This window comes from Enterobacter cloacae complex sp. CARB60 (genome assembly GCF_036487345.1).
In the GTDB taxonomy this organism is placed as follows: Bacteria; Pseudomonadota; Gammaproteobacteria; order Enterobacterales; family Enterobacteriaceae; genus Enterobacter; species Enterobacter asburiae_D.
In genome coordinates this window covers 1,348,870-1,373,837 of the sequence record NZ_JAZKLC010000002.1, presented here as the reverse complement: position 1 = coordinate 1,373,837, position 24,968 = coordinate 1,348,870, and the positions used below count along the sequence as shown (strand labels likewise).

26 protein-coding genes are annotated in these 24,968 nt (G+C 57.2%); 3 read left to right on the top strand and 23 right to left on the bottom strand.

The genetic code is table 11. From position 1 onward, the window contains the following. Nucleotides 1–7: 7 nt before the first annotated feature. From V4835_RS07690 to pdxB, 14 genes are all read right to left on the bottom strand, one after another. Nucleotides 8–724 (bottom strand): ABC transporter permease, encoded by a 717-nt coding sequence (locus V4835_RS07690; RefSeq protein ID WP_063145404.1) that lies wholly within the window; start codon nt 722–724, stop codon nt 8–10. Further along, a complete protein-coding gene (locus tag V4835_RS07685) occupies nt 721–1,407 on the bottom strand; it encodes a histidine ABC transporter permease HisQ (protein ID WP_014832782.1) in 687 nt (228 codons plus the stop codon). Before V4835_RS07685 ends, V4835_RS07690 begins: the two co-directional genes overlap by 4 nt. A gap of 88 nt (nt 1,408–1,495) precedes the next feature. After that, entirely contained in the window at nt 1,496–2,278 is a 783-nt protein-coding gene (gene hisJ / locus V4835_RS07680) for a histidine ABC transporter substrate-binding protein HisJ (RefSeq protein ID WP_032659199.1), read from the bottom strand. Between the two features lie 226 nt (nt 2,279–2,504). Beyond that, entirely contained in the window at nt 2,505–3,287 is a 783-nt protein-coding gene (gene argT, locus V4835_RS07675; RefSeq protein WP_023312560.1) for a lysine/arginine/ornithine ABC transporter substrate-binding protein ArgT, read from the bottom strand. 291 nt (nt 3,288–3,578) lie between these two features. After that, complete coding sequence (locus V4835_RS07670) at nt 3,579–4,148, bottom strand: UbiX family flavin prenyltransferase (RefSeq protein WP_029740194.1); 570 nt, start codon at nt 4,146–4,148, stop codon at nt 3,579–3,581. Nucleotides 4,149–4,237: 89 nt separating this feature from the next. Continuing rightward, nucleotides 4,238–5,755 carry an amidophosphoribosyltransferase gene (purF, locus tag V4835_RS07665; protein WP_063145403.1) on the bottom strand — a complete coding sequence of 506 codons (1,518 nt, stop codon included), beginning with the start codon at nt 5,753–5,755 and terminating at the stop codon, nt 4,238–4,240. A 33-nt stretch (nt 5,756–5,788) separates the two neighbouring features. Beyond that, nucleotides 5,789–6,277, bottom strand: a complete 489-nt coding sequence (gene cvpA / locus V4835_RS07660) for a colicin V production protein (RefSeq protein ID WP_000262116.1) — start codon at nt 6,275–6,277, stop codon at nt 5,789–5,791. Nucleotides 6,278–6,442: 165 nt separating this feature from the next. After that, the gene (dedD, locus tag V4835_RS07655) at nt 6,443–7,129 is read right to left on the bottom strand and encodes a cell division protein DedD (RefSeq protein ID WP_331411814.1); all 687 of its coding nucleotides are present in this window, start codon (nt 7,127–7,129) and stop codon (nt 6,443–6,445) included. Beyond that, nucleotides 7,119–8,387 (bottom strand): bifunctional tetrahydrofolate synthase/dihydrofolate synthase, encoded by a 1,269-nt coding sequence (folC, locus tag V4835_RS07650; protein ID WP_331411813.1) that lies wholly within the window; start codon nt 8,385–8,387, stop codon nt 7,119–7,121. Before folC ends, dedD begins: the two co-directional genes overlap by 11 nt. 70 nt (nt 8,388–8,457) lie before the next feature. Further along, nucleotides 8,458–9,363, bottom strand: a complete 906-nt coding sequence (gene accD, locus V4835_RS07645) for an acetyl-CoA carboxylase, carboxyltransferase subunit beta (RefSeq protein WP_063145400.1) — start codon at nt 9,361–9,363, stop codon at nt 8,458–8,460. A gap of 154 nt (nt 9,364–9,517) precedes the next feature. Beyond that, a complete protein-coding gene (locus V4835_RS07640) occupies nt 9,518–10,177 on the bottom strand; it encodes a DedA family protein (protein ID WP_032659206.1) in 660 nt (219 codons plus the stop codon). A 28-nt stretch (nt 10,178–10,205) separates the two neighbouring features. Then, entirely contained in the window at nt 10,206–11,018 is an 813-nt protein-coding gene (gene truA / locus V4835_RS07635; RefSeq protein ID WP_063145399.1) for a tRNA pseudouridine(38-40) synthase TruA, read from the bottom strand. Then, nucleotides 11,018–12,031 carry an aspartate-semialdehyde dehydrogenase gene (locus tag V4835_RS07630; protein WP_331411809.1) on the bottom strand — a complete coding sequence of 338 codons (1,014 nt, stop codon included), beginning with the start codon at nt 12,029–12,031 and terminating at the stop codon, nt 11,018–11,020. Before V4835_RS07630 ends, truA begins: the two co-directional genes overlap by 1 nt. A gap of 67 nt (nt 12,032–12,098) precedes the next feature. Next, nucleotides 12,099–13,235 carry a 4-phosphoerythronate dehydrogenase PdxB gene (gene pdxB, locus V4835_RS07625; RefSeq protein WP_331411807.1) on the bottom strand — a complete coding sequence of 379 codons (1,137 nt, stop codon included), beginning with the start codon at nt 13,233–13,235 and terminating at the stop codon, nt 12,099–12,101. A 113-nt stretch (nt 13,236–13,348) separates the two neighbouring features. Between pdxB and flk the strand changes: the two genes are divergently transcribed. After that, on the top strand, nt 13,349–14,353 hold the full coding sequence (flk, locus tag V4835_RS07620; protein ID WP_331411805.1) for a flagella biosynthesis regulator Flk: 1,005 nt from the start codon (nt 13,349–13,351) through the stop codon (nt 14,351–14,353). A gap of 90 nt (nt 14,354–14,443) precedes the next feature. Here the strand turns inward: flk and V4835_RS07615 are convergent, their stop codons facing one another. Together V4835_RS07615 and fabB are read right to left on the bottom strand one after the other, a co-directional pair. After that, complete coding sequence (locus V4835_RS07615) at nt 14,444–15,622, bottom strand: MFS transporter (RefSeq protein WP_063145395.1); 1,179 nt, start codon at nt 15,620–15,622, stop codon at nt 14,444–14,446. A 68-nt stretch (nt 15,623–15,690) separates the two neighbouring features. Continuing rightward, complete coding sequence (gene fabB / locus V4835_RS07610; protein ID WP_023312571.1) at nt 15,691–16,908, bottom strand: beta-ketoacyl-ACP synthase I; 1,218 nt, start codon at nt 16,906–16,908, stop codon at nt 15,691–15,693. Between the two features lie 158 nt (nt 16,909–17,066). Between fabB and mnmC the strand changes: the two genes are divergently transcribed. Next, a complete protein-coding gene (gene mnmC, locus V4835_RS07605; protein ID WP_331411803.1) occupies nt 17,067–19,064 on the top strand; it encodes a bifunctional tRNA (5-methylaminomethyl-2-thiouridine)(34)-methyltransferase MnmD/FAD-dependent 5-carboxymethylaminomethyl-2-thiouridine(34) oxidoreductase MnmC in 1,998 nt (665 codons plus the stop codon). Between the two features lie 76 nt (nt 19,065–19,140). Here the strand turns inward: mnmC and V4835_RS07600 are convergent, their stop codons facing one another. Genes V4835_RS07600 through prmB form a run of 6 tightly spaced genes read right to left on the bottom strand, consistent with a single transcriptional unit; the run spans nt 19,141 to nt 23,689 of the window. Next, the gene (locus tag V4835_RS07600) at nt 19,141–19,416 is read right to left on the bottom strand and encodes a YfcL family protein (RefSeq protein WP_028013966.1); all 276 of its coding nucleotides are present in this window, start codon (nt 19,414–19,416) and stop codon (nt 19,141–19,143) included. Nucleotides 19,417–19,429: 13 nt separating this feature from the next. Further along, a complete protein-coding gene (locus V4835_RS07595; RefSeq protein ID WP_331411802.1) occupies nt 19,430–19,975 on the bottom strand; it encodes an elongation factor P hydroxylase in 546 nt (181 codons plus the stop codon). After that, on the bottom strand, nt 19,975–20,784 hold the full coding sequence (locus tag V4835_RS07590) for a sulfite exporter TauE/SafE family protein (RefSeq protein WP_032642026.1): 810 nt from the start codon (nt 20,782–20,784) through the stop codon (nt 19,975–19,977). Before V4835_RS07590 ends, V4835_RS07595 begins: the two co-directional genes overlap by 1 nt. Continuing rightward, entirely contained in the window at nt 20,784–21,608 is an 825-nt protein-coding gene (mepA, locus tag V4835_RS07585; protein ID WP_023312576.1) for a penicillin-insensitive murein endopeptidase, read from the bottom strand. Before mepA ends, V4835_RS07590 begins: the two co-directional genes overlap by 1 nt. Nucleotides 21,609–21,610: 2 nt before the next feature. After that, on the bottom strand, nt 21,611–22,696 hold the full coding sequence (gene aroC / locus V4835_RS07580; RefSeq protein ID WP_045354342.1) for a chorismate synthase: 1,086 nt from the start codon (nt 22,694–22,696) through the stop codon (nt 21,611–21,613). Between the two features lie 60 nt (nt 22,697–22,756). Beyond that, nucleotides 22,757–23,689, bottom strand: a complete 933-nt coding sequence (prmB, locus tag V4835_RS07575; protein WP_033146104.1) for a 50S ribosomal protein L3 N(5)-glutamine methyltransferase — start codon at nt 23,687–23,689, stop codon at nt 22,757–22,759. A 145-nt stretch (nt 23,690–23,834) separates the two neighbouring features. On the opposite strand from prmB, the gene smrB reads away from it, so the two are divergent. Beyond that, nucleotides 23,835–24,386, top strand: coding sequence for an endonuclease SmrB (gene smrB, locus V4835_RS07570; protein ID WP_032646638.1), 552 nt, complete (start codon nt 23,835–23,837; stop codon nt 24,384–24,386). 45 nt (nt 24,387–24,431) lie between these two features. On the opposite strand, the gene sixA is transcribed toward smrB, so the two are convergent. Next, entirely contained in the window at nt 24,432–24,917 is a 486-nt protein-coding gene (sixA, locus tag V4835_RS07565; protein ID WP_045330962.1) for a phosphohistidine phosphatase SixA, read from the bottom strand. Nucleotides 24,918–24,968: the final 51 nt, after the last annotated feature.

Sequence of the window (24,968 nt, the reverse complement as noted above, 5' to 3'; positions counted from 1 at the left end):
ATCTTTCTCAGTGCGTCGAAGAAGGTTTTATATGCTGCAACCAGCGTTTTTCAGCCTTACGGAACAGGCTAATCAAAACATAAGAGATAATTAAATAGAGCACCGCCGCAATGCCAAACGCGGTAAACGGCTGATAGGTCGCGGAGTTAATATCGCGCGCGATTTTGAGCAGATCCGGCACCGTCGCGGTAAAGGCAAGCGCGGTGGAGTGCAGCATCAAAATCACTTCGTTACTGTACGCCGGTAACGCGATACGCAGGGCCGACGGCAGAATGATGCAGCGGTAGAGTTTCACCGACGAGAAGCCGTACGCGCGCGCCGCTTCAATCTCACCGTAAGGGACGGAGCGAATGGCCCCGGCGAAAATCTCGGTGGTGTAGGCGCAGGTGTTGAGCGTCAACGCCAGCACCGTACAGTTCAGACCGCTGCGGAAGAACGCATTCAGCATCTCAGTGCCTTTTACGATCTCAAGCGTATACATCCCCGAATAGAACACCAGCAGCTGCACGTAGAGCGGCGTACCGCGAAACACGTAGGTAAACAGCCAGATCGGGAACTGGATAAATTTATTGTTCGACACGCGGCCAATGGCGAGAAACACCGCCAGAATACCGCCCGTCACCACGGAGGAGATCAGCAGCCAGAGCGTAATCGCCACGCCGGTAAAGCGGTAGCCATCGGTCCACAGCAGGGATTTCCAGTATTCCTGAATAATCTCAATCACAGGTCAGCCCTCTTCACACCCACGGAGTAGCGACGCTCGAGCAGAAGCAGCACACCATTGGAGACGGTCGTAAAGACCAGATAAATCACGCCGCAGACCACCGCAAAGTAGAACGGCTCCCAGGTGCTCTTGCCCGCCAGCTGAGTCGCTTTCACGACGTCTTCCAGACCAAGCAGCGAGACCAGCGCTGTCGCTTTGAGGATAACCTGCCAGTTGTTGCCGATGCCCGGCAGCGCGTAGCGCATCATGGCCGGGAACATGATCCGGCGAAACGTTTGTGAAGAGGTAAAACCAAATGCGGTAGCCGCCTCAATGTGGCCCTTCGGCACGGCCATGTAGGCACCGCGGAAGGTTTCGGTGAAGTAGGCACCGTAGATAAAACCGAGGGTAATAATACCGGCCACCATCGGGTCGATATCAATTTGTCCCATGCCCATCGCGTCCGTTACGCTGTTCAGCGCAATCTGCAGACCGTAAAAAATCAGCAGCATCAGCACCAGATCGGGAACGCCGCGAATAAGCGTGGTGTAGCCTTCAAAAATTAGCGCCAGCGGTTTGTTAGCCGAAAGCTTCGCCCCTGCGCCTGCCAGACCTATCAGCACCGCCAGCACCACGGAGCTGATAGCCAGCTCAAGGGTGACAAGCGCGCCCTGTAAAATAACGCCAGAAAATCCGTACAGCATACCGCGAGCCCTGTCGTATCGTGAGTGGTGGAACCGTGTCTTTTCCCCTCCCGCAGCGGGAGGGGCCGCACGTTATTTGACGGGGCGATTAGCCGCCGTAAACATTAAAATCAAAGTACTTTTTCGCCAGCTTGTCGTAGGTGCCGTCAGCGCGCATTTCAGCAAACGCTTTGTTCAGCGCCTCACGCAGCTCGTTGTCTTCTTTGCGCAGGCCCATACCGGTGCCCACACCAAACAACTTCACGTCCTTAATGGACGGGCCGCCAAACTTGTAATCTTTACCCACCGGCGTTTTCAGGAAGCCTTCGCTTGCCGCAACTTCATCCTGGAATGCCGCATCAATTCGGCCTGCCGTCAGGTCTGCGTAGATATTTTCCTGGCCCTGATAGGAGACGATTTCAATCCCCTTCGGCGCCCAGTGTTCGTTGCCGTAGGTTTCCTGCGTGGTGCCCTGCAGCACGCCGACGCGTTTGCCTTTCAGGGACTCCAGCGTTGGCTGAACGTCAGAAGCTTTAGCCACCACCAGACGAGAATCGGCCGCGTAGAGTTTGTCGGTGAAGGCAATCTCCTGCTGGCGTTTTTCGGTGATGGAGAGCGAGGACATAATCACGTCGATTTTTTTCGCTTTCAGGGACGGGATCAGCGCATCCAGCGGGTTCTCAACGTAGGTACACTGTGCTTTGATGCGTTTGCACAGCTCATTGGCCAGATCGATGTCAAAACCCACCAGTTCACCCTTTGAATTCTTCGATTCGAACGGCGCATAGGTTGGATCGGTACCAATCCGAATTTTCTGCGGAATGGCTGCGAATGCCGCGGTGGCGCTGGAAAAGGCCAGCACCAGAGATAGTGACAACACGAGTTTTTTCATATTTGTCCTCAACAAACTGTCTTCATACGGGATTTTTACGACGAAGGGGTGGTGTTAATGTGCCATCAATCCCCTCTGTCAGGCAAAGACTAATGCCCTCCAGGCGGGAATTTTTGCATTATAAATGCGTAAGTATGCACAAAGCGATCCAATACGGTGCAACAAATGCACCGCATTGGGTCAACCGCTCCCGTAACGCACCTTTACGGTGCGTTAGCGCCAGGTGTTATTCACCGTATACGTTGAAGTCGAAGTATTTCTTCGCCAGTTTGTCGTAAGTACCGTCTTTACGCAGCTCTGCAAAGGCTTTGTCGAAGGCGGCTTTCAGTTCGGTATCATCCTTACGCAGGCCAATACCGGTGCCGTCACCAAAGTATTTTTTGTCTTTCACAGACGGGCCCGCAAACGCATAGTCTTTACCCGCAGGCTGCTTCAGGAAGCCTTCACTCGCGGCGACTTCATCCTGGAATGCCGCGTCCAGACGGCCTGCTGCCAGGTCAGAGTAAATGAGATCCTGGTTCTGGTAAGCCACCACGTCTACACCCTTCTCACGCCAGGTCGCATTGGCATAACCTTCCTGGGTCGACCCCTGAAGCACGCCAACATGCTTGCCTTTCAGCGAGTCGATGGTTGGCTTAATCGGGGAACCTTTCGGCGCAATCAGGCGAGAATCCGCGGCGTAGAGCTTGTCAGAGAAGGCAATCTCCTGCTGACGTTTTTCGGTGATGGAGAGAGAAGAGATAATGGCGTCGATTTTCTTGGCTTTCAGCGACGGGATTAACGCGTCAAAGTCGCTGCCCACCCATGTGCATTTCACCGCAATGCGTTTGCACATTTCATTACCCAGATCGATATCAAACCCCACGAAATCGCCTTTCGCATCCTTGGAAGAGAATGGCGCGTAGGTTGCGTCTGTACCGATACGAACCGTCTGTGGAAGCGCTGCGTAGCTACCTGCTGCCGCACTTAACCCCACGAGCAAAGACAGAGCCAGAACCGTCTTCTTCATACATTTACCCTCAAGTACCGTGATTTTATTATGTATTGTGTTGTGTGTTGTGTTGCAGGCTTCATCTTGCAGGTCTTATGCCACATTGCCGTCTGGTCAAAACTTCGACGTTAAATATGTTAATAAAACGTTGCGATATTGCCTTAATGGTGAAAGATAGCAGGTCTGCCGAACGAACCGGAAAGAGAAAAAGGGAAAAAACGAATTAAATGTCGAGGATATGATCGCCGTTGCATAATTGCCCTGAAACAGGGCAACGTCTCTTTTCATGCACTCTGTTTGTGCACAGAATCAGGCCCCTTGCCAGCGGGTGAAAAGGTCTTCAGGCAGGTCGATGTCAAACTGATCCAGCACGCGGTTAACGGTCTGATTAATCACGTCATCCAGCGAGGTCGGGCGATGATAAAACGCCGGTACCGGCGGCATGATGATGGCGCCAAGCTCAGCGGCCTGGGTCATTAAACGCAGATGGCCGAGGTGCAGCGGCGTTTCCCGCACGCAGAGCACCAGAGGACGACGCTCCTTCAGCACCACATCCGCCGCGCGCGTTACCAGAGTGTCGGTATAGCTGTTCACAATGCCTGAGAGCGTTTTAATGGAACAGGGCAGGATAACCATGCCGGCCGTTTTAAACGAGCCTGAGGAGATGCTGGCGGCGATATCACGGGCATCGTGAACCACGTCTGCCAGTGCCTGAACATCGCGCAGGGAGAGATCGGTTTCCAGAGAGAGGGTCTGCCGCGCCGCCTGGCTCATCACCAGATGAGTCTCGACTTCCGCCACGTTACGCAGAACCTGTAACAGACGTACGCCGTAAATCGCGCCGCTGGCACCGCTGAGCCCAACAATGAGTCGTTTCATGATTTTCGCCCTTACTGATTTCAGGGCAGACTGTGCAGGATTTTGCGGGGAGTTGCAAGTGAGGGCATTCGCCCTCACCTGCCGGACCATCAACCTTCGTTGTGCATCTCTAAGCTTTCAAGATCGTTCTGCAGCTGGACGGCTTTCGCATCGTCGTTGCGCAGCGAATCAAGATAGTCGAGGTACTGCTGGTCAACGTCTTTGGTCACGTAAATACCGTTGAACACGGAGCATTCGAACTGCTGAATTTCCGGGTTCTCGGCACGCACGGCGTCGATGAGATCGTTCAGATCCTGGAAAATCAGGCCGTCGGCACCGATGATCTGGCGAATTTCATCCACTTCACGACCATGAGCGATCAGCTCGTTGGCGGTTGGCATATCGATGCCGTACACGTTCGGGAAGCGAATCTCCGGCGCAGCAGAGGCCAGGTAGACTTTCTTCGCACCCGCTTCGCGCGCCATCTCGATAATCTGCTCAGAGGTGGTGCCGCGAACGATGGAGTCATCCACCAGCAGAACGTTCTTGTCGCGGAATTCCGCGCGGTTGGCGTTCAGCTTGCGGCGCACGGACTTACGGCGCAGCTGCTGGCCTGGCATGATAAAGGTGCGGCCAACGTAGCGGTTCTTCACGAAGCCCTGGCGGTATGGCTTATCCAGAATGCGGGCGATTTCCAGCGCGATATCGCAGGAGGTTTCCGGGATAGGAATAACCACGTCGATGTCGAGATCGTCCCACTCGCGGGCAATCTTCTCGCCCAGCTTCGTGCCCATGTTGACGCGCGCGCTGTAGACGGAAATCTTGTCGATGAAGGAATCCGGGCGGGCAAAGTAAACGTATTCAAACAGGCACGGATTGCTGACCGGGTTATCGGCACACTGGCGGGTAAACAGCTGGCCCTTCTCGGTGATATAGACCGCTTCGCCCGGCGCAACGTCACGCAGGAACTCAAAGCCCAGGGTGTCCAGCGCCACGCTCTCAGAGGCAACCATGTATTCGGTACGGCCATCGCCGAGGTCGCGTTTGCCGAGCACCAGCGGACGAATGCCGTTTGGATCGCGGAAGGCCACCATGCCGTGACCGATGATCATCGCGACGCAGGCGTACGCGCCGCGGATCTGACGGTTTGTCGCAGCGACAGCAGCAAAGACGTTGTCAGCTTCCAGCGGGTAGTGACGGAAGTTATCCAGCTCGCTGGCGAACACGTTGAGCAGGATTTCAGAATCAGAGGTGGTGTTAATGTGGCGACGTTTTTCTTCGAACAGCTTTTTACGCAGCTCGTGCGCGTTGGTCAGGTTGCCGTTATGAGCAAGGGTAATGCCGTACGGTGAGTTGACGTAGAAAGGCTGTGCCTCAGAAGCGCTGGAACTGCCAGCAGTAGGATAACGAACGTGACCGATACCCATATTACCTTGCAGACGCTGCATATGGCGGGCTTCAAACACATCGTTTACCAGGCCATTCGCCTTGCGTAAACGGAAGCAGTTGTTTGCATCAATGGTGATGATACCCGCAGCATCCTGCCCACGGTGCTGAAGCACCGATAACGCGTCATAAATCGACTGGTTTACCGGCATGAAACCGGCGATACCGACAATACCGCACATTCGTCTTTTCCTCGTTAAGCCACATCTCAGGGTTTATGCCCTGGGCAAAAAACTCGACGAGCTTTGCAGATAGTCAAAGAACCATCTGATGATGAAGCTGAACTCTGGAATGAGCTGCGATTTTTGCCAGTCTTCGCTTTTGGAGAACCCGGTGAAGGTATCCAGGAAGAACAGGATCGCGGCCACAATCAGCACGCCTCGTAATGCCCCGAAACAGATCCCGAGCACCCTGTCCGTTCCTGACAGACCGGTTTTCTCGACCAGCTGACCTATCACGTAATTCACGATAGCGCCGACAATCAGCGTTGCGATAAACAGCACCGCGATAGCGATTCCATTTCGGACCAGTTCATCTTCAAAGCCCGTGAACCAGACAGACAGGTAAGTGTAGTAATGACTGGCGACAAAGAAAGCACAACCCCAAGTCACCAGCGATAACGCTTCACGAACAAAGCCACGGATCAGGCTAACCAGACAGGAAAAACCAATCACCGCAATGATGGCGTAATCAATCCAGACCATATGTGTCCCACGATTTAACGCCCTGTCATCCAGTTCGGGGCGAATTCTAACAGAAAAAGAAAACGTTTGCGTAGGGATTTCCTTCCCGCGCGTAAATAAAAAAGGCGCTGAAAAAATGTTCAACGCCGTGGCTTATCGCCTCTCTCTTTAAGGAGCAGGTCGTACTTAGTTCGCGCTGTAGCCCATCACCACACCGCTCAGGCCGGAGATCTGCTTCAGCTCACCGAGCGAACCTTTCAGTTTGTCTTTAGACGCTTCTGGCCCCACGAGGATACGGGTGATTTTACCCTGCACCGGCGTGGAAGGAGAAGTGTAAACGCGATAGCCCGCGCTGCGCAGTTTGCTCACAACCTCGTTGACCTTATCGGCGTTTTTCAGCGCGCCCAGTTGCACAACATAGGCTTTACCGGCCGGTGCCGCGTCTTGTTTCGCTGGCGGTGGCGTTTCTGAGGCGGCAGCCAGTTGGTCAGCCGCTTTATCCCGCTGCGGCTTCGGCTGCGGCTTCTCAACCGGCTTCGGTTTTTCAACAGGCTTAGGCTGCTCTACCGGCACCGGATCGATATCGCTGTTGCTGGCTGCCGCCAGGCGAGACGGATCGAGCGACGGTGCGGCGGCATCGCCTGCACGCACCTCTTCCGCCGCCCCTTCCGGAGGCTGAGCAGGCAGCGCCTGCGTCGCCGCTGGCAGCATATCCGGCTCATCGCGGTCACCCGGTTTCGGCACCAGCGGAATAGCGGCAAACTCATCCTGATAATGCTTTTTCTGCCCGTCGAGCAGACCCGGGAGAATAATCACCCCGAGCGCGACCAGCACAATGGTTCCTGTTAAACGGTTCTGAAACTTACTCGCCACCGGTTCTCCCCGCGTCCATCACTTCCATGACATGTGCCACCGTGTGGAATGACCCACACACCAGCACGGTATCTTCTGGTTTAGCATCCGCCATCGCGGCATGCCAGGCCTGAGCCACGCTACTATAGATTGCGCCTTTGCCGAGATGTTCCATCAGCTGCTCAGCCGTCGCGCCGCGCGGCCCTTCCAGAGGAGCACAATACCAGCTATCGACCACACTCTCCATGCAGGCCAGCGTCCCGCCGATATCTTTATCATGAAGCATACCGATAACCGCCAGCACGCGCCCGGTTTTTGGTAACGATTTGAGACGTTCCGCGAGATACGCCGCCGCATGCGGGTTGTGCGCCACGTCCAGAATCAGGCGCGGTGACTCGCTGACAATCTGGAAACGTCCGGGCAGAATTGCGCTCTGAATGCCGTCGCGGATCGCCTGCTCGCTGACCGCGAGGCCGCTGGCGCGCAGTGCCGCCAGCGCGGTTGCCGCGTTCGGCTGTGGCACCTGCGGCAGCGGCAGGTTGTCCAGCGCGCCCTGGGCATCGCTAAAGCGCCAGATATTTTCCTGAACCTCATACTGCCAGTCAACGTCGCGGCGCAGCAGACGCGCGCCCTTCTCGTTTGCCACGTCAGCAATGGTATGCGGCATATCCGGCTCGCCAACCACCGCGGGCTTATTTGCGCGGAAAATACCGGCCTTCTCGCGGCCAATGCTTTCACGATCCGGTCCCAGCCAGTCGATATGGTCCAGCGCGATGCTGGTGACTACCGCCACGTCCGCATCCACCATATTAGTCGCATCAAGACGTCCGCCGAGGCCAACCTCAAGAATCACCACGTCCAGCTGCGCCTGTTTGAACAGCCACAGCGCCGACAGGGTGCCGTATTCAAAATAGGTTAATGAGATCTCACCGCGTGCGGCTTCAATTTCCGCGAACGACGCCGTATGCGCCGATTCCGGCAGCTCGCTGTTCTGCACGCGAACGCGCTCTGTGTAGCGGACCAGGTGTGGAGAGCTGTACACGCCAACTTTGTAACCCGCGGCCATCAGGACTGATTCCAGCGTGCGGCAGGTCGTGCCTTTACCGTTGGTGCCCGCGACGGTGAATACGAAAGGTGCCGGTTTGAGCACATCAAGACGCGCGGCGACCTGGCTTACGCGCTCAAGCCCCATATCGATGGTTTTACTGTGCAGGTTTTCCAGATAAGAAAGCCACGCGGCCAGGGGCGACGTGGCTTGGGGAATGCTTTTATTTTCCATAATGCCCGGTTGTCATTAACAGATTAGAAAGCAAAAGGGCAGCGCCAACCGGCCCTGCCCTTTTCAGTTATCAGGCCTCGGGTTCCTGATCCGGTACCACCACGCCTTCGCGCGGCTCATCCGGGTTCGGCGCTGGCAGATTCATCAGCTTCGCCAGGACGCTCGCCAGCTTCAGGCGCATTTCCGGACGGCGGACGATCATGTCGATGGCGCCTTTCTCGATGAGGAACTCACTGCGCTGGAAGCCAGGCGGCAGTTTTTCACGAACGGTCTGCTCGATAACGCGAGGACCCGCAAAGCCGATCAGCGCTTTTGGCTCAGCGATGTTCAGGTCGCCCAGCATCGCGAAGCTCGCGGAGACGCCGCCCATGGTTGGGTCGGTCAGCACGGAGATGTACGGCAGACCGCGCTCCTGCATTTTCGCCAGCGCAGCAGAGGTTTTCGCCATCTGCATCAGCGACATCAGCGCTTCCTGCATACGCGCACCGCCGGAGGCAGAGAAGCAGATCAGCGGACAGTTGTCTTCCAGCGCCTGCTCAACGGCACGCACGAAGCGCGCACCGACCACGGAGCCCATTGAGCCGCCCATAAAGGCGAACTCAAACGCAGCGGCAACAACCGGCATCTCATGCAGGGTGCCTTTCATGACGATCAGCGCGTCTTTCTCGCCGGTCTCTTTCTGTGCAGAGGCCAGACGATCTTTGTATTTTTTGGAGTCGCGGAACTTCAGCACGTCTTTTGGCTCGAGTTCGCTACCCAGCTCTACCAGAGAGCCTTCGTCCAGCAGGCTATGCAGGCGGTTGCGCGCCGACATACGCATATGGTGGTCGCACTTCGGACACACCTCAAGGTTGCGCTCCAGCTCTGCGCGATACAGAACCTGGCCGCAGCTATCACACTTCGTCCATACCCCTTCAGGAATGCTCGCTTTACGCGTTGGGGTAATGTTGCTTTTAATTCGTTCAATCCAGCTCATTGATAACCTTTCTGCCTGAACCTGGTCGTATGCCAGTTTTGCTATAAGAGGCGAATAATGCCATTTTTGCCTCCAACAGACCATGAATGTTGCACATTAAAACATAACAGCCCGAAACTTTGGATAAAAAAGTGGTCGAACCGCCAGCGTGCATTTACTTCGCTTGCTTTGCCGCCGCACGTTTGTGACGAATGATTTCGATAACGCCCGGCAGTACTGAAAGCACAATAATCGCTACAATCAGTAACTTAAGATTTTCCTGAACGATCGGAAGATCGCCAAACAGGTAGCCTGCATAGGTAAACAGCAGTACCCACAGCAGCGCGCCAACCACGTTGTATGCCGCAAAATGACGATAGGACATATGCCCCATTCCCGCCACAAACGGTGCAAAAGTGCGTACAATAGGCACAAAACGCGCAAGGATAATGGTTTTTCCGCCATGGCGTTCATAAAACGCATGGGTTTTATCTAAATAGCTGCGACGGAAAATTTTTGAATCAGGATTGCTGAAAAGCCGCTCACCGAACACCCGTCCAATCGTATAGTTAACCGCATCACCGATAATGGCGGCAATCACCATCAGCACAACCATAAGATGCACGTTCAGGTCATTGGTGGGTAACGCCGATAGCGCGCCGGCAACAAACAGCAGTGAATCCCCTGGCAGGAATGGGGTAACGACCAGCCCGGTTTCACAAAACAGAATAAGAAACAGAATGGCGTAAACCCAGACGCCATACTGCGCGACCAGTTCTGCCAGGTGAACATCAATATGCAGGATGAAATCAATTAAAAAACGAATTACGTCCATATTGTCTAAACCCTAATTGCACCTTTGTTTAGTCCGCTAAAAATAGCGGACCCATTGGCGGTTTCGGCAGGTCAAACCGATCCGGATAGTCAACCGAGACCAGATATAGCCCTTCCGCTTTCGCCGTGGCTGCCGCAAGCGTTCTGTCCTTCGCTGCCAGCAGGTCTGCAATCCAGCTCTCCGGCTGGTGTCCGGCACCCACTTCCATCAGGCTGCCCACAATATTCCGAACCATATGATGTACAAAGGCATTGGCTTTGATATCCACCACCACATACGCGCCAAAACGGCTGACGTTTATGTGCATGACGTTGCGCCACGGCGTGCGGGACTGACACTGCACCGCACGAAACGACGTAAAGTCATTTTCACCAATCAGACACTGCGCCGCACGATGCATGCGTTCTGCATCAAGCGGTTCATAAAAATGCGTCACGCCCTGGCTTAACACCGCCGGACGCAGGCGCTGGTTGTAGATGACATAACGGTAGCGACGCGCCGTGGCGCTGAAGCGCGCGTGAAAATCATCCGGCACAGCTTTTACCCAACGCACCGCAATGTCACCAGGCAAATTCGCATTTACGCCCAGCGTCCAGGCAGCATCCTTACGCACGGCGGCGGTTTCAAAGTGCACCACCTGCCCCGTACCGTGAACACCCGCGTCCGTACGTCCTGCGCACAGGACGTTAATCGGCTCGTTTGCCACCTGAGAGAGCGCTTTTTCCAGCTTTTCCTGGACGCTGCGCACCTCGTTCTGACGCTGCCAGCCATAATATTTACTGCCATCGTACTCAATTCCGAGGGCAATTCTATGGACCGGCTTTTGTTCAACGTCTGACATCAGTACAGGTACTCCTGCACCAGTTTCTCAGCGATCTTGACCGCCATCAGCGCGCCGCCAAAGCGAACGTTGTCGGCAACGGACCAGAACTGAACCTGTTCCGGCATACCGTAATCGTTATGCACGCAGCCAACGGAAAGATGCGCGCTTCCGGAGGCGTCACCTACCTGGGTCGGGAACTCGCTCTCTTCAGAAAGCACGATGTCTTCACCGCGGCCAAACGCATCACGCGCCTCTTCTGCCGCCAGCGGACGCAGCGCTTCAAAACCTACCATCTGCGCGTGGCCGTAGAAGACCGGGGACTGCACGACGTTCGCGGAGATCATCAGGCCATCGTCCTGCAGAATTTTACGCACTTCATCGACGATACGACGCTCTTCGCGCACGGAGCCCTCGCGGTCCGGCAGCAGCGGCAGCATGTTGAACGCCAGCTGGCGGCCAAAGAAATCGTCTTCATCAATCGGGATACCGTTCAGCAGCTTCGCGCTCTGCCCGGCCAGCGCGTCAACGGCCTTTTTGCCGTTCGCGGACGCGGACAGCAGGCTGGTGACGGTAATGCGCGACAGGCCGCCGTCGTCGATCAGCGGTTTCAGGGCGGTGAGCAGCTGGCTGGTCAGGCTGTTCGGAACCGCAATGACGTTACGGTTGCGGTAGTCAGCGAGCACAAACGGGTTCACGTCCGGCACCACCAGCGGCACGTCCGGCTCCATTGAGAACAGGCCGCTCAGGTCGATCACCAGGCAGCCTTCGTTGGTCGCCTCTTCAACGTATGCAGCAGTCGCTTCAGCGCCCGCGGCAAAAAACGCCAGCTGCGCCTGCGTCCAGTCGAACGCGGCCGCGTCCTGGACCATCACGGATTTACCGTTAAAACGCAGATGCTCACCCGCGCTATCCGTACGCGCCAACGCATAGATGTCGCCCACCGGGAACTGACGCTCAGCAAGGGTTTCGAGCAGGGCTTCGCCCACGGCACCCGTGGCACCTAAAATGGCAATGTTCCAGCCTTCAGACATGGTGGTTTACTCCAGAAATAAAAAAGCGTCCCTGTCGGAGTATCCGACAGGGAGCATTAAGAAGACATTAACGTGCCGGGTGATGAACGGCGTTAAATCCCAGCTTATGCAGCAGCGTCGCCGCCGAGGCGTCGTCGCACATCACATACAGGGAAGACCACTCGCGGCGCTCAACGTAGTTCTTGCGCAGCTTATCAAACTCACCCGGGATCCCCGCCACTTTACGCAGCAGCGCATCATCGCGGCGCACATCATACACCAAATGCACCAGCCTTTTCAGCGTTGCCTGATCGAGCGGACCGTGCAGGGTAATGCGGCCAAATTCAGGCGCGGGGAGTAAGGTATCCAGCGCTACCTGCTGCGGATGGCCGATAAAAGCGCTGTAGGCCTCGAAGACCTGCGTCGTGCCGCGCGCTTTCCCCTCGAGGGTGTAACCGGCGATATGCGCGGTGCCCACGTCCACCCTGTTAAGCAGATCAACGTTGAGATCCGGCTCCGGCTCCCAGACGTCCAGCACCACGCTGAGGTCTTGTCCTTCGTTCAGACACGTCAGCAGCGCGGCGTTATCTACAACCGGGCCCCGGCAGGCATTTATCAGAATAGTGCCAGCCTTCAGACGACGGATCAGCGCCTCGTCAGCAAGATGCAGCGACTTATACGGCCCCTCTTTAAACAGCGGCGTGTGGAAAGTCAGCACGTCACACTGTTCGACCAGCTCGTCCAGCGGGCGGAAATCCCCCTCATCGCCGTTGTCTTTGCGCGGCGGATCGCACAGCAGCGTGCGGATCCCTAACGCTTCAAAGCGCTTTTGCAGGCGTCCGCCGACGTTACCCACGCCGACAATCCCCACGGTGCGGTCCTTCAGCGCAAACCCGTCGCGCTCGGCCAGCATCAGCAGCGAGGAGAAAACATATTCCACGACGGCAATGGCGTTACAGCCCGGCGCGGCGGAAAAACCGATTCCAGCCTGCTTCAGCCACTTATCATCCACATGATCGGTCCCTGCCGTTGCGGTTCCGACAAACTTAATCGCTTTACCGGCGAGCAACGCCTCATTTACTTTGGTCACCGAGCGCACCATCAGCGCATCTGCGTCATCCAGTTCGTTGACCGGGATCGGGCGACCAGGGACAGCCTTAACGTTACCCAGGCGGCTAAATAGCTCACGGGCATAAGGCATATTTTCATCAACGAGGATTTTCACGTCTGAGTACCTGTTTGAGAGGAAGAAAACCTGCCAAGTGTGCCATAATCTGGCCGCCAGGCATATACGTATACCTGGTTAACGCTGAGTTTTGACTTTAAGGATTTTTGACGATGCAGCCCATTTCAGGTACGCCGCCACGCCCTCCGGGTGAAGGCCCCGTCACGCCAAACGTTGCCGGTGAACAACCGCTATCCACGCAACAGCGCACCGTGCTGGAGCGACTGATCACGCGCCTGATTGCGCTGACTTCACAGCAAAATGCGGAAGTCTGGGCCGGGGTTAAGCATGATCTAGGCGTGAGGAACGACGCACCGCTGCAGTCGCGTCATTTCCCTGCTGCCGAGCAAAACCTGAACCAGCGTATCACTACCGCGCAGCAGAACCACACCACGCGCCAGATTGTCGCTCAGCTGACGGAGCTGCTGGGCCAGGGCAATAACCGCCAGGCGGTGAGTGATTTTATTCGCCAGCAGTATGGTCAGACCGCGCTGGGCCAGCTGACGCCCGACCAGCTCAAAACCGTGCTGACGCTGCTGCAGAACAACGAGCTGTCGATTCCGCAGCCTCAGGTGCGCCCGGCGACCGAGCGTCCGCTGCTGCCTGCCGAGCACAACACGCTCAAGCAGATGGTGACAAAGCTGGCTGCGGCCACCGGCGAACCGACGAAGCTTATCTGGCAATCCATGCTGGAGCTGTCCGGCGTGAAGGCGGGTGAGCTGATCCCGGCCAAACAGTTTACTCATCTGGCGACCTGGCTCCAGGCGCGCCAGACGCTCAGCACCCAGAATGCCCCTACCCTGCATACCGTCCAGGCGGCACTTAAACAGCCGCTTGATCCGCATGAGTTCGACGTGATTCGTGATTACGCCCAGCAAAACTGGCAGGCCACGCCGCAAACGGTCCTGACCACCGCGCAGGTGCAGGATCTGCTCAATCAAATCTTCGTTCGTCGCGCCGAGCGTGAGGGCGGCGTGCCGGAGGTGAGAAACATTCAGCCGATCTACAGCCCGCTGTTTGCACCAGTCGTCGAGACGTTCAGAACGCTCTCTGCGCGTCCGGGGCTGATGTTTATTGCGCTACTGATTGCACTGGCGATTTTCTGGCTGGTTGCCTGAGGTTTTGCCCGGTGGCGCGACGCTTACCGGGCCTACAATTGCTCGAACCGTAGGCCGGGTAAGGCACAGCCGCCACCCGGCAACAACGGCTCAAGTCCTGCGAAACGCCACCAGCGTCACCACGATCCCCACCACCGCAGAAACCGCACCGGCCAGGAAGACGGACGGATAGCCAAACGAGGTGGCTAACACCCCTGCCAGCGGCCCGGTGACCCCGTATGAGATATCCTGAAACGCCGCATAGCCGCCCAGCGCCGTACCGCGCACCTGCGGGGCCACGCGCTTCACCACTTCAACGCCCAGCGCCGGGAAGATCAGTGAACAGCCGCAGCCGGTCAGCGCCGCACCAAGCAGCGCAACGGATGCCACGGGTGCATTCCACAGCAGCAGCAGACCGATGGCCTCAATCACCAGCGACGCCACCGCCACCTTCACGCCGCCAAAGCGATCCGGCATCCAGCCGAAGAGCACGCGCATCAGCACAAACGCGCCGCCAAACGCGGTAAGCGTAAAACCGGCCATCGCCCAGCCGCGGCTCATAAAATAGAGCGAGACGAAGGTACCAATCACCGCAAAACCCACGCCCTGCAGCGCCAGGCCAAGACCCGGCTGCCAGATCTGGCCAACCACGCTCCACAGGGAAGGCCGCTCGCCTTTGTGCGCGGGCACCTTACGCACCGAGCCGTTAAACGCCCACGCCAGCAGGGGTAAAACCATCGTGGTTGCGGCCAGCGCCGCAAATCCAAACTGGCTATTAATCAGCAGCCCAAGCGGTGCGCCCGCGGCCAGCGCGCCATAGATGGCCATACCGTTCCAGGACATCACCTTGCCGGAGCGTGCTGGCCCCACCAGGCCCATTCCCCAGGTCAGGGTGCCGGTCAGCAGCTGGCTTTCACCGAAGCCAAGGATTAAACGGCCCAGCACCAGCAGCGCAAATTTATACGCGGCGTCTACCGGCAGGAGAGCCGCCAGCAGCCATGCGCCGCCAGCAAGCCCACAGGCAAACATTCCCTGTAGCGCCGAGCGTTTTGCACCGTGCTGATCCGCCAGCCGTCCGGCGTAACCGCGGGTTAAAACCGTGGCTAAAAACTGAATGCCCACGGCAATGCCGACCATGGTGTTGCCATAGCCCAGTTCCTGATGAACGAACAGCGGGATCACCGGCAGCGGCAGGCCAACGGTCATATAGGTTAGAAATACCGCAAAAGCGATGCGGAACAGCGAGGTGTTCCCGGACGTGGCGTTTTTTTCTGAGGTTGCGGCCGTCATGCATAACTCCGAATTCAGGCATAAAAAAAGGGAGCCATCAGGCTCCCTTCTACTATACATTCAAACGCTTATGCTTTCAGCTTACGCATGACCAGCGTGGCGTTGGTGCCACCGAAGCCGAAGCTGTTTGACATGACGGTGGTCAGCGTCGCGTCCATTGGTTTGGTTACGATGTTCAGGCCAGCAGCCTGCTCGTCCATCTCATCAATGTTGATGCTTGGCGCGATAAAGCCGTTTTCCAGCATCAGCAGAGAGTAGATCGCTTCCTGCACGCCAGCCGCACCCAGAGAGTGACCGGTCATGGCTTTGGTCGCGGAGATCGCCGGGCTGTTGTCGCCGAAGACTTCACGGATCGCACCCAGCTCCTTCACGTCGCCTACCGGAGTAGAGGTACCGTGGGAGTTCAGGTAGTCGATTGGGGTATCAACGCCGTGCATCGCCATCTTCATGCAGCGCACCGCGCCTTCGCCGGATGGCGCAACCATGTCGGCGCCGTCAGACGTTGCACCGTAGCCCACGATTTCAGCGTAGATGTGCGCGCCACGTGCCAGGGCATGCTCCAGCTCTTCAACTACAACCATACCGCCACCGCCAGCGATAACGAAACCGTCACGGTGAGCATCATAGGTACGGGATGCTTTATCCGGGGTTTCATTGTACTTGGTGGACAATGCGCCCATCGCGTCGAATTCACAGGCCATTTCCCAGCCCAGCTCTTCGCCGCCGCCAGCAAATACGATGTCCTGTTTACCCAGCTGGATCTGCTCAACAGCATTACCGATGCAGTGTGCGGAAGTTGCACACGCGGAGCTGATGGAGTAGTTCACACCGTGGATTTTGAATGGGGTCGCCAGGCATGCGGAAACCGCAGAACCCATGGCTTTGGTAACCACGTACGGACCTACTGCTTTCAGACCACGCGGGCTACGCATTGCGTCAGCGCCGAATACCTGCGCTTTTGATGAGCCGCCGGAACCGGCGATCAGACCCACGCGCGGGTTGTTCTGATAAACCTCTTCACTCAGGCCGGAATCTTTGATCGCTTCCTGCATGGAGAGATAAGCATAAATAGAGGCATCGTTCATGAAACGAACCACTTTGCGGTCAATCAAACCGGTGGTGTCCAGTTTGACGTTACCCCATACGTGGCTACGCATACCTGAATCTTTAAACTCTTCAGAGAAAGTGATCCCGGAGCGTCCTTCACGCAGAGATGCCAGGACTTCCTGCTGGTTATTACCGATGCTGGAAACAATGCCCAGGCCAGTAATCACTGCACGTTTCATTCAATACCTCTGTAAGTCGCACTATAGTAAGTTTCGAGTCGCACAATAGCGTACACTTGTACGCCGAACAAGTCCGATCAGACATTTTCTGCGGAAATTTGCACCGATGGACTCACATCGTTAAGATCGTGCCACTGCCTGTCAGACGAGTAACTTACGTGAAACAAAACGCTATACAACCCGCCAACCTCGAATTCAACGCTGAGGGTACACCTGTTTCCCGAGATTTTGATGACGTCTATTTTTCTAATGATAACGGACTCGAAGAAACTCGCTATGTTTTCCTCGATGGAAACCAGCTCAGCACCCGCTTCCCGGAGCATCCGCGCAGCCTGTTTGTGGTCGCGGAGAGCGGATTCGGCACCGGGCTGAATTTTTTAACCCTCTGGCAGGCGTTTAACCAGTTTCACGCTGCACACCCTGAGGCTACGCTACAAAGATTACATTTCATCAGTTTCGAAAAATTCCCGCTCACCGCGCACGATCTGCGGCTCGCTCATCAGCGCTGGCCAGAGCTTGCAGCCTGGGCGGAGCAGCTTCAGGCGCAATGGCCGCCTCACATCGGCGGCTGTCACCGTCTGATTCTGGACGGCGGACGCGTAACGCTGGATTTATGGCTTGGCGACATCAACGACCTGACCGATACGCTCGATGATTCGATGAATCAGACGGTCGACGCGTGGTTCCTGGACGGCTTTGCCCCCGCCAAAAACCCGGACATGTGGAGCCAGCATCTGTTTAGCGCGATGGCGCGGCTGGCGCGTCCTGGCGCAACGCTTGCCACCTTCACCTCGGCGGGCTTTGTCCGCCGCGGGCTGCAGGAGGCGGGCTTTACCATGCAGAAGACCAAAGGCTTTGGCCGCAAGCGCGACATGCTGGTCGGCAGGATGGAGCAGACGCTGGACGTTCCCGCTCAGTCCCCCTGGTTTGCACGCCGCGCCAGCGCATCACGTGAGGTGGCGATAGTCGGCGGGGGGATCGCCAGCGCCCTGCTCTCTCTCGCGCTTCTCCACCGCGGCTGGCAGGCCACGCTCTACTGCGCTGACGACGCGCCAGCAGGCGGCGCGTCCGGCAACCGCCAGGGGGCGCTCTATCCGCTTTTAAGCGCGCACGACCCGGCGCTGTTCCAGTTTTTCCCGGCGGCGTTTACCTTCGCTCGTCGCCTGTACGACGCCCTGCCGGTGGCGTTCGCTCATGACTGGTGCGGCGTGACGCAGCTCGGCTGGGATGAAAAGAGCCAGCAAAAAATCACGCAGATGCTGTCGCTGGGCCTGCCTGACGAGATTGCCCGCGCGGTAAGTGCACAAGAGGTGGCGGACACCGCTGGCGTAGAAACCGGCTGTGGGGGTATTCAGTATCCGCTCGGCGGCTGGCTGTGCCCGGCTGAACTGACCGCGGCGGTCATTGCCCTGGCGCAGTCGCGCGGGCTGACGGCGCATTATGCACACACCGTTGAATCGCTGAGCCGGACAGAACGCTGGAATCTGCGTTTTGCCGATGGCAGAGAGGCGAGCCATGCCAGCGTTGTGCTGGCAAACGGGCATAACATCGGCCAATTTATCCAGACGGAGGCGTTGCCGGTTTATCCGGTCGGTGGCCAGGTAAGCCATATTCCTTCCGCGCCCGTACTGAGCAAACTGCGTCAGGTGCTGTGCTATGACGGCTATCTGACGCCGCAAAATCCGTCTAACGGCCATCACTGCATCGGGGCCAGCTATCATCGTGGCGAAACGGATATGCGCTACAGCGACGCGGATCAGGCGCAGAACCGCCAGCGCCTGATTGACTGTTTCCCGGATGCGGCGTGGGCGAAAGCGGTTGACGTCAGCGAGGGGGAAGCGCGCTGCGGCGTGCGCTGTGCCACACGCGATCATCTGCCGATGGCGGGAAATGTGCCGGACTACGACGCGACGCTTACGGCCTATCAGGACCTTGCTGATAACCGGGATAAAGCGGTAAGCGCGCCGGTTTATCCGGAGCTGTATATGCTCGGTGGATTAGGGTCTCGCGGGCTGTGTTCCGCACCGCTGCTGGCGGAAGTGTTAGCTGCACAAATGAGCGACGAGCCGATTCCGCTGGACAGGGTTACGCTTGCGGGGCTGAATCCGAATCGCTTGTGGGTACGGAAACTGCTGAAGGGGAAGAAGGTTAAGTAGGGTGCCCTCACCAATAGGGCTGAGGGGATATTCGTAGGCCCGGTAAGCGCAGCGCCACCGGGCGAAATACGATGACTTAGCGTTTAGCCTGCTGGAACAAATTGTCCCACATGCCCAGCACCAGTGACTGGTCGCGCGGAGAGAGCTCCCCGGCCAGAATGGCTTTTTCCAGGCTGCGAGTGACTTCAGCGTGAACGGCGTCGGCAGAGTGATCGTCACCCGCTTCCAGCTCGGCTACCGCGAGCGTCAGGTGACCACGCAGATAACCGCTGGCGAACAGCTCATCATCACTGGCGTGTTCCACCATGTCATCAATTAACGCCAGAATGCGTGATTCAAATTCTGCGATCATCTTCTTTCCTCTGTTAAAGATCTTCCGGCCACGGGAAGCATTCCGCCGTGATTTCCGGCGTGTGGTAATAATTCTGTAAGGCCTCAATCAGGCGCGCCGGACGTTCCGGGATGCCTTTCTCAAGATATTCCATCACCTGCGTGTGAACGCGGCGCTGGAAGACGATACGGTCTGGCTCGAAGTCGCCTTCGAGATTGTCACAGCTCACGTTGAACGGGAAACCCGCCGCGACGCAAAATAGCCATTCCAGCGCCTGCGGCTTCACTTCCACATCCTCAAACTGACCCTGCGTTGCGGCGTCACGTCCGTCCGGGCAGTACCAGTAGCCGAAATCCACCAGCTCGCGCCGCGCTTTCCCCGCAATGCACCAGTGTGAAATCTCGTGCAAGCCGCTGGCGTAAAAGCCGTGGGCAAAGACGATGCGGTTATACGGAACCTCTGCATCAGCAGGAAGATAGATCGGTTCGTCGTCGCCTTTAATCAGACGGGTATTAAAATCATCAGCAAAACAGCCGTCGAAAATCTCAATAAGCTGTTCGTATTTATGCGTACTGTTCATTAGTGCATCCCCAACCAGGTGAGGATCTCCTGTCCATGGCTGTCATAAAGAAGTTTGGCGCTCATTACGGCCGAGACGATGACGATCATCGGGCGAATAAGCTTTTGTCCTTTGCTTAACACCAGGCGCGAGCCCGCGCGCGCGCCCAGGAACTGCCCTGCCATCATTACAAATCCGGTTGCCCAGATGACCTTGCCGCCGATGATAAACAGCAGCAGGCCACCGACGTTTGAGGTTGCGTTGAGCACTTTGGCATGGGCGGTGGATTTGGCGAGGTTAAACCCGGCCAGCGTCACGAAGGCTAACGCGTAGAACGAGCCAGCTCCGGGACCAAAGAATCCATCGTAGAACCCCACGCAGCCGCCCGCAATAAGCGCAAACGGCAGGCCGTGCAGACGACGCTGGCGATCCTCTTCACCGAGCTTTGGCATCAGCAAAAAGTAGAGGCCAATGCAGATAACCAGAATCGGCAGGATCTGACGCAAAATATCAGACTGCACGTGCTGAACCAGCAGCGCGCCAGACGTGGAGCCGATAAAGGTCATCAGGATATTGAGCTTCTGATCGGCCAGGCTCACTACCTTGCGGCGGATAAAATAGAGCGACGCCGAGAGCGAGCCGCCGCAGGCCTGAAGCTTGTTGGTGGCAAGCGCCTGTGCCGGGCTCATGCCCGCCGCCAGCAGCGCGGGCACGGTTAACAACCCGCCGCCGCCGGCGAGCGCATCGATAAAACCGGCCAGCATGGCCACAAAGAACAGCACCACCAGCAGCAGCGGTGACACCATAAACAGATCGACGAAATTATCCATTAAAGTACATGCTCATCCAGTAGCGCCTGGCAGGAAGGCGGCAACGGAGGCGGTGTCTTCTTCTCAGGCTTAGAGGTTCCAGGTTTTGCCGGTTCAAACCAGCTTTGCAGTTCCGCACCGCAGCCATCGCCTGGCGGTGGTAGCGGCTGATCTTCACACTCCAGACTGTTCGCCGGGCAGCGCAGACGAACGTGCATGTGCGCACGATGCTGGAACCACGGGCGCACTTTGCGCAGCCAGTCGCGGTCGGTTCCGGCATCCAGACAAAGCTGCTGCTTGATGGCCGGGTTAACGAAAATCCGCGTGACGTCGTTATCTTCCGCAGCCAGCTTGATCATGCTGGATACGTCTCGCGTCCACAGGGACGGCACAACGCGCTTACCGTCGCTCGCCACCAGATCCAGCGCCTGCGGTTTCAGCAACTGGGCGGAGGTCCAGCGTGCTTTCGGCAGCTGCAGGAAGATATCGACATCCAGTCCGGTCTGGTGACTGGCGTGTCCACCGTTAAAACGCCCGCCGGCAGGCATCCCCATATCGCCAATCAGCATCGTGCCCAGCCCCAGGTTATGCACCTGATTTCCCAGACGCTGGATGAACAGCACCAGATCCGGGTGGCCGAAATAACGCCGCTGATCGGTGCGCATCACCTGATAGGTATCAGACTGGAGAGGAAGCTCCTGGGCACCGACGATACAGCCGTTGGAAAAGGCGCCAATCGACTGCGCGCTTCCCGCCACCGGGTGGGTGATTTTTTGCCATGGCGTCGCGGCCAGACTGGCTCCACTGGCGAGCAGCGCCAGCAGAGCAATTGCGGTTTTTTTCATGTTTACCAGCGTGGAATGGTGGTCGTCACATCCGCATTCTGCGCGCGCTGGCGCAGGAAGTGATCCATCAGCACGATCGCCAGCATCGCTTCAGCGATCGGCACCGCGCGGATCCCCACGCACGGATCGTGACGTCCTTTGGTGATCATCTCAACTTCTTCGCCATCGCGGTTAATCGTGTGGCCCGGCACGGTGATGCTGGAGGTTGGCTTCAGCGCGATGTTGGCAATAATCTGTTGCCCGCTGCTGATCCCGCCCAGGATGCCGCCCGCATGGTTGCTCTGGAAGCCCGCCTTCGTGATTTCGTCGCGGTTCTGACTGCCGCGAAGCTGAACCACGTCAAAGCCGTCGCCAATCTCTACGCCCTTCACCGCGTTGATGCTCATCAGCGCGTGGGCAATGTCGGCATCGAGACGGTCAAATACCGGTTCGCCCCAGCCAGCCGGGACGCCGTCCGCCACCACGGTGACTTTCGCCCCAATGGAGTCGCCCTCTTTTTTCAGGCCGCGCATCAGTTCGTCCAGCGCTTCAAGCTTGTCGGCATCGGCGCAGAAGAACGGGTTTTGTTCAACCTGATCCCAGTCTTTGATCGCCAGCGGAATGTCGCCCATCTGGGTCAGACAGCCGCGAATGACGATGCCAAATTTCTGCTGCAGGTATTTCTTAGCAATTGCCCCTGCCGCCACGCGCATCGCGGTTTCACGCGCGGAAGAACGCCCGCCGCCGCGATAGTCGCGGAAGCCGTACTTTTGTTCGTAGGTATAGTCGGCATGTCCCGGACGGAAGACGTCTTTGATGGCGCCGTAGTCCTGGGAGCGCTGATCGGTGTTTTCGATCAGCAGACCAATGCTGGTCCCGGTGGTGCGGCCTTCGAAGACGCCGGAGAGAATTTTTACCTGGTCCGGCTCGCGACGCTGCGTGGTGTAGCGAGAGGTGCCCGGACGACGACGGTCGAGGTCGTGCTGTAAATCGGCTTCGGTCAGTTCGATGCCTGGCGGTACGCCATCAACGATACAGCCCAGCGCCAGCCCGTGCGACTCGCCAAAGGTGGTCACGCGGAATAACTGTCCAATACTGTTTCCTGCCATCACGGCTCCGATATTGTTGTTTGTGTTTGAGCGTTGTGAAACGGGCCGAAGCCCGCTGGATTAATCTTTATAGATGCTGAAGTATTCGCGCGCGTCGAGCAGCTGCGCTTTGGTCAGCATAAAGACGCCGTCACCGCCGTTGTCGAACTCAAGCCAGGTGAACGGCACATCCGGGTACTGCTCTATCAGATGTACCATGCTGTTGCCCACTTCACAAATCAGAACGCCGTCGTCGGTCAGGTAATCTGGCGCGCAGGCCAGAATGCGGCGGGTCAGCTTCAGGCCGTCAGAGCCTGACGCCAGACCCAGCTCCGGCTCGTGACGGTATTCGTTCGGCAGATCGGACATGTCTTCCGCATCGACGTACGGCGGGTTGGTGACGATCAGATCGTACTGCAGCGTCGGCAGGTCGCGGAACAGGTCAGAGCGAATTGGCGTAACGTGATGGATCAGGCCGTGCTCTTCAATGTTGTGCTCGGTCACGGCCAGCGCGTCGGTGGAGATATCGACGGCATCCACTTCTGCCTCCGGGAAGGCATAGGCGCAGGCAATCGCGATGCAGCCGCTGCCGGTACACATATCCAGAATGTGCTGCGGCTGATGGCCGATCAGGCCCTCAAAGTGGTTGTTAATCAGCTCGCCAATCGGCGAGCGCGGCACCAGCACGCGTTCATCGACGTAGAACTCGTGGCCGCAGAACCAGGCTTTGTTGGTCAGATAGGCGACCGGAATACGCTCGTTCACGCGGCGGATGACGCGCTCAACGATGCGGTGTTTTTCGCTGGAGGTCAGGCGCGCGGTGCGCATGTCTTCCGGGATATCCAGCGGCAGGTAGAGCGACGGCAGCACCAGCTGCACGGCTTCATCCCACGGGTTATCGGTACCGTGACCGTACCAGATATTGGCGGCGCTGAAGCGGCTAACCGACCAACGCAACATGTCCTGTATGGTATGCAGCTCGTTTACTGCTTCATCGACAAAAATTTTATCCACTCTTTCCTCCAGGGCATGCTCGCATAATTTTCGGCGGCTAGTTTGCCATGAAGACGGCGATAAATCAGCAATGACGCGTCTCGCTTGAGGTTAAAAAATGCGTTTAGTCGGGTACACTGTCGGAAATACGAGATGAGAATGACGAATGAAAAAGAAAACATCGCTCAGCGAGGAGGATCAGGCGCTCTTCCGACAGCTAATGACCGGGACGCGTAAAATCACGCAGGACACCATCGTCCATCGCCCGCAGCGCAAAAAAATCAGCGAAGTACCGGTCAAACGCCTGCTGCAGGAGCAGGCCGATAACAGCCACTATTTTTCAGATGAATTTCAGCCGCTGCTCAATACGCAGGGGGCTGTAAAATACGTACGCGAAGACGTCAGCCATTTTGAGCTGAAAAAGTTACGTCGCGGAGATTATTCGCCCGAGCTGTTTCTCGATCTGCACGGTTTAACGCAGATGCAGGCGAAACAGGAGCTGGGGGCGTTGATCGCGGCCTGTCGCCGTGAACATGTTTTCTGCGCCTGCGTGATGCATGGCCACGGTAAACATATCCTTAAGCAACAGACGCCGCTGTGGCTGGCTCAGCATCCACACGTGATGGCTTTTCATCAGGCACCCAAAGAGTACGGCGGAGATGCCGCATTGCTGGTGTTGATTGAAGTGGAAGAGTGGCAGCCGCCAGAGTTGCCCTGACAGAATGGCGGGAAGCACATTGCCCCCGCCATATCGCACGTCACGTCAGATCGCTTTTGCCATCTTCAGGTTGCACGGACTCATTTGCCAGTTGAAGACACCTTTGCCCGTTTCGTCGAGAGAAACATTGGCAATGGCGGATGTCGTGAACATCGGCGGGGTCTCGCCAGGGCACAGCTCAGATACCAGATAGCCAACCAGTGGCAGGTGGGAAATGACCAGCGCGGAAGCGACACCTTCATTGCACAGCGCCTGAAGATAAGCGCTGACAAGGCCTACATCGCCACATGGGGTGAGTTCAGGGAGAACATCCACACTGGATGGCAGGTTCATACACTCCCCTACCACGTCCAGCGTCTGTTCTGCACGCAGGAACGGACTCACCAGAACGCGTTCGATGTCCACTTTTTGACCGTTAAGCCAGGTCGCCATTAGACGAGATTCGTCGCAGCCACAGACGGTCAAAGGACGTACTGAGTCACTGGCAGCATCGAGTGCCGCGTCGCCGTGACGCATGATAAAAACTTGCATATTGCACCGCTTTTGTTAACCAGAATCACCGGCGTTAGCTACCCGCGATAA

Excerpts from the sequence above, each read along its gene's own strand:
- sixA (WP_045330962.1), bottom strand. The coding sequence starts at position 24,917 with ATGCAAGTTTTTATCATGCGTCACGGCGACGCGGCACTCGATGCTGCC.
- V4835_RS07600 (WP_028013966.1), bottom strand. The coding sequence starts at position 19,416 with ATGATCGCAGAATTTGAATCACGCATTCTGGCGTTAATTGATGACATG.
- V4835_RS07685 (WP_014832782.1), bottom strand. The coding sequence starts at position 1,407 with ATGCTGTACGGATTTTCTGGCGTTATTTTACAGGGCGCGCTTGTCACC.
- V4835_RS07615 (WP_063145395.1), bottom strand. The coding sequence starts at position 15,622 with ATGACGGCCGCAACCTCAGAAAAAAACGCCACGTCCGGGAACACCTCG.
- mepA (WP_023312576.1), bottom strand. The coding sequence starts at position 21,608 with ATGAAAAAAACCGCAATTGCTCTGCTGGCGCTGCTCGCCAGTGGAGCC.
- V4835_RS07670 (WP_029740194.1), bottom strand. The coding sequence starts at position 4,148 with ATGAAACGACTCATTGTTGGGCTCAGCGGTGCCAGCGGCGCGATTTAC.
- cvpA (WP_000262116.1), bottom strand. The coding sequence starts at position 6,277 with ATGGTCTGGATTGATTACGCCATCATTGCGGTGATTGGTTTTTCCTGT.
- aroC (WP_045354342.1), bottom strand. The coding sequence starts at position 22,696 with ATGGCAGGAAACAGTATTGGACAGTTATTCCGCGTGACCACCTTTGGC.
- purF (WP_063145403.1), bottom strand. The coding sequence starts at position 5,755 with ATGTGCGGTATTGTCGGTATCGCCGGTTTCATGCCGGTAAACCAGTCG.
- flk (WP_331411805.1), top strand. The coding sequence starts at position 13,349 with ATGCAGCCCATTTCAGGTACGCCGCCACGCCCTCCGGGTGAAGGCCCC.
- smrB (WP_032646638.1), top strand. The coding sequence starts at position 23,835 with ATGAAAAAGAAAACATCGCTCAGCGAGGAGGATCAGGCGCTCTTCCGA.
- truA (WP_063145399.1), bottom strand. The coding sequence starts at position 11,018 with ATGTCAGACGTTGAACAAAAGCCGGTCCATAGAATTGCCCTCGGAATT.
- fabB (WP_023312571.1), bottom strand. The coding sequence starts at position 16,908 with ATGAAACGTGCAGTGATTACTGGCCTGGGCATTGTTTCCAGCATCGGT.
- V4835_RS07630 (WP_331411809.1), bottom strand. The coding sequence starts at position 12,031 with ATGTCTGAAGGCTGGAACATTGCCATTTTAGGTGCCACGGGTGCCGTG.
- accD (WP_063145400.1), bottom strand. The coding sequence starts at position 9,363 with ATGAGCTGGATTGAACGAATTAAAAGCAACATTACCCCAACGCGTAAA.
- V4835_RS07640 (WP_032659206.1), bottom strand. The coding sequence starts at position 10,177 with ATGGACGTAATTCGTTTTTTAATTGATTTCATCCTGCATATTGATGTT.
- V4835_RS07595 (WP_331411802.1), bottom strand. The coding sequence starts at position 19,975 with ATGAACAGTACGCATAAATACGAACAGCTTATTGAGATTTTCGACGGC.
- hisJ (WP_032659199.1), bottom strand. The coding sequence starts at position 2,278 with ATGAAAAAACTCGTGTTGTCACTATCTCTGGTGCTGGCCTTTTCCAGC.
- folC (WP_331411813.1), bottom strand. The coding sequence starts at position 8,387 with ATGGAAAATAAAAGCATTCCCCAAGCCACGTCGCCCCTGGCCGCGTGG.
- V4835_RS07590 (WP_032642026.1), bottom strand. The coding sequence starts at position 20,784 with ATGGATAATTTCGTCGATCTGTTTATGGTGTCACCGCTGCTGCTGGTG.
- argT (WP_023312560.1), bottom strand. The coding sequence starts at position 3,287 with ATGAAGAAGACGGTTCTGGCTCTGTCTTTGCTCGTGGGGTTAAGTGCG.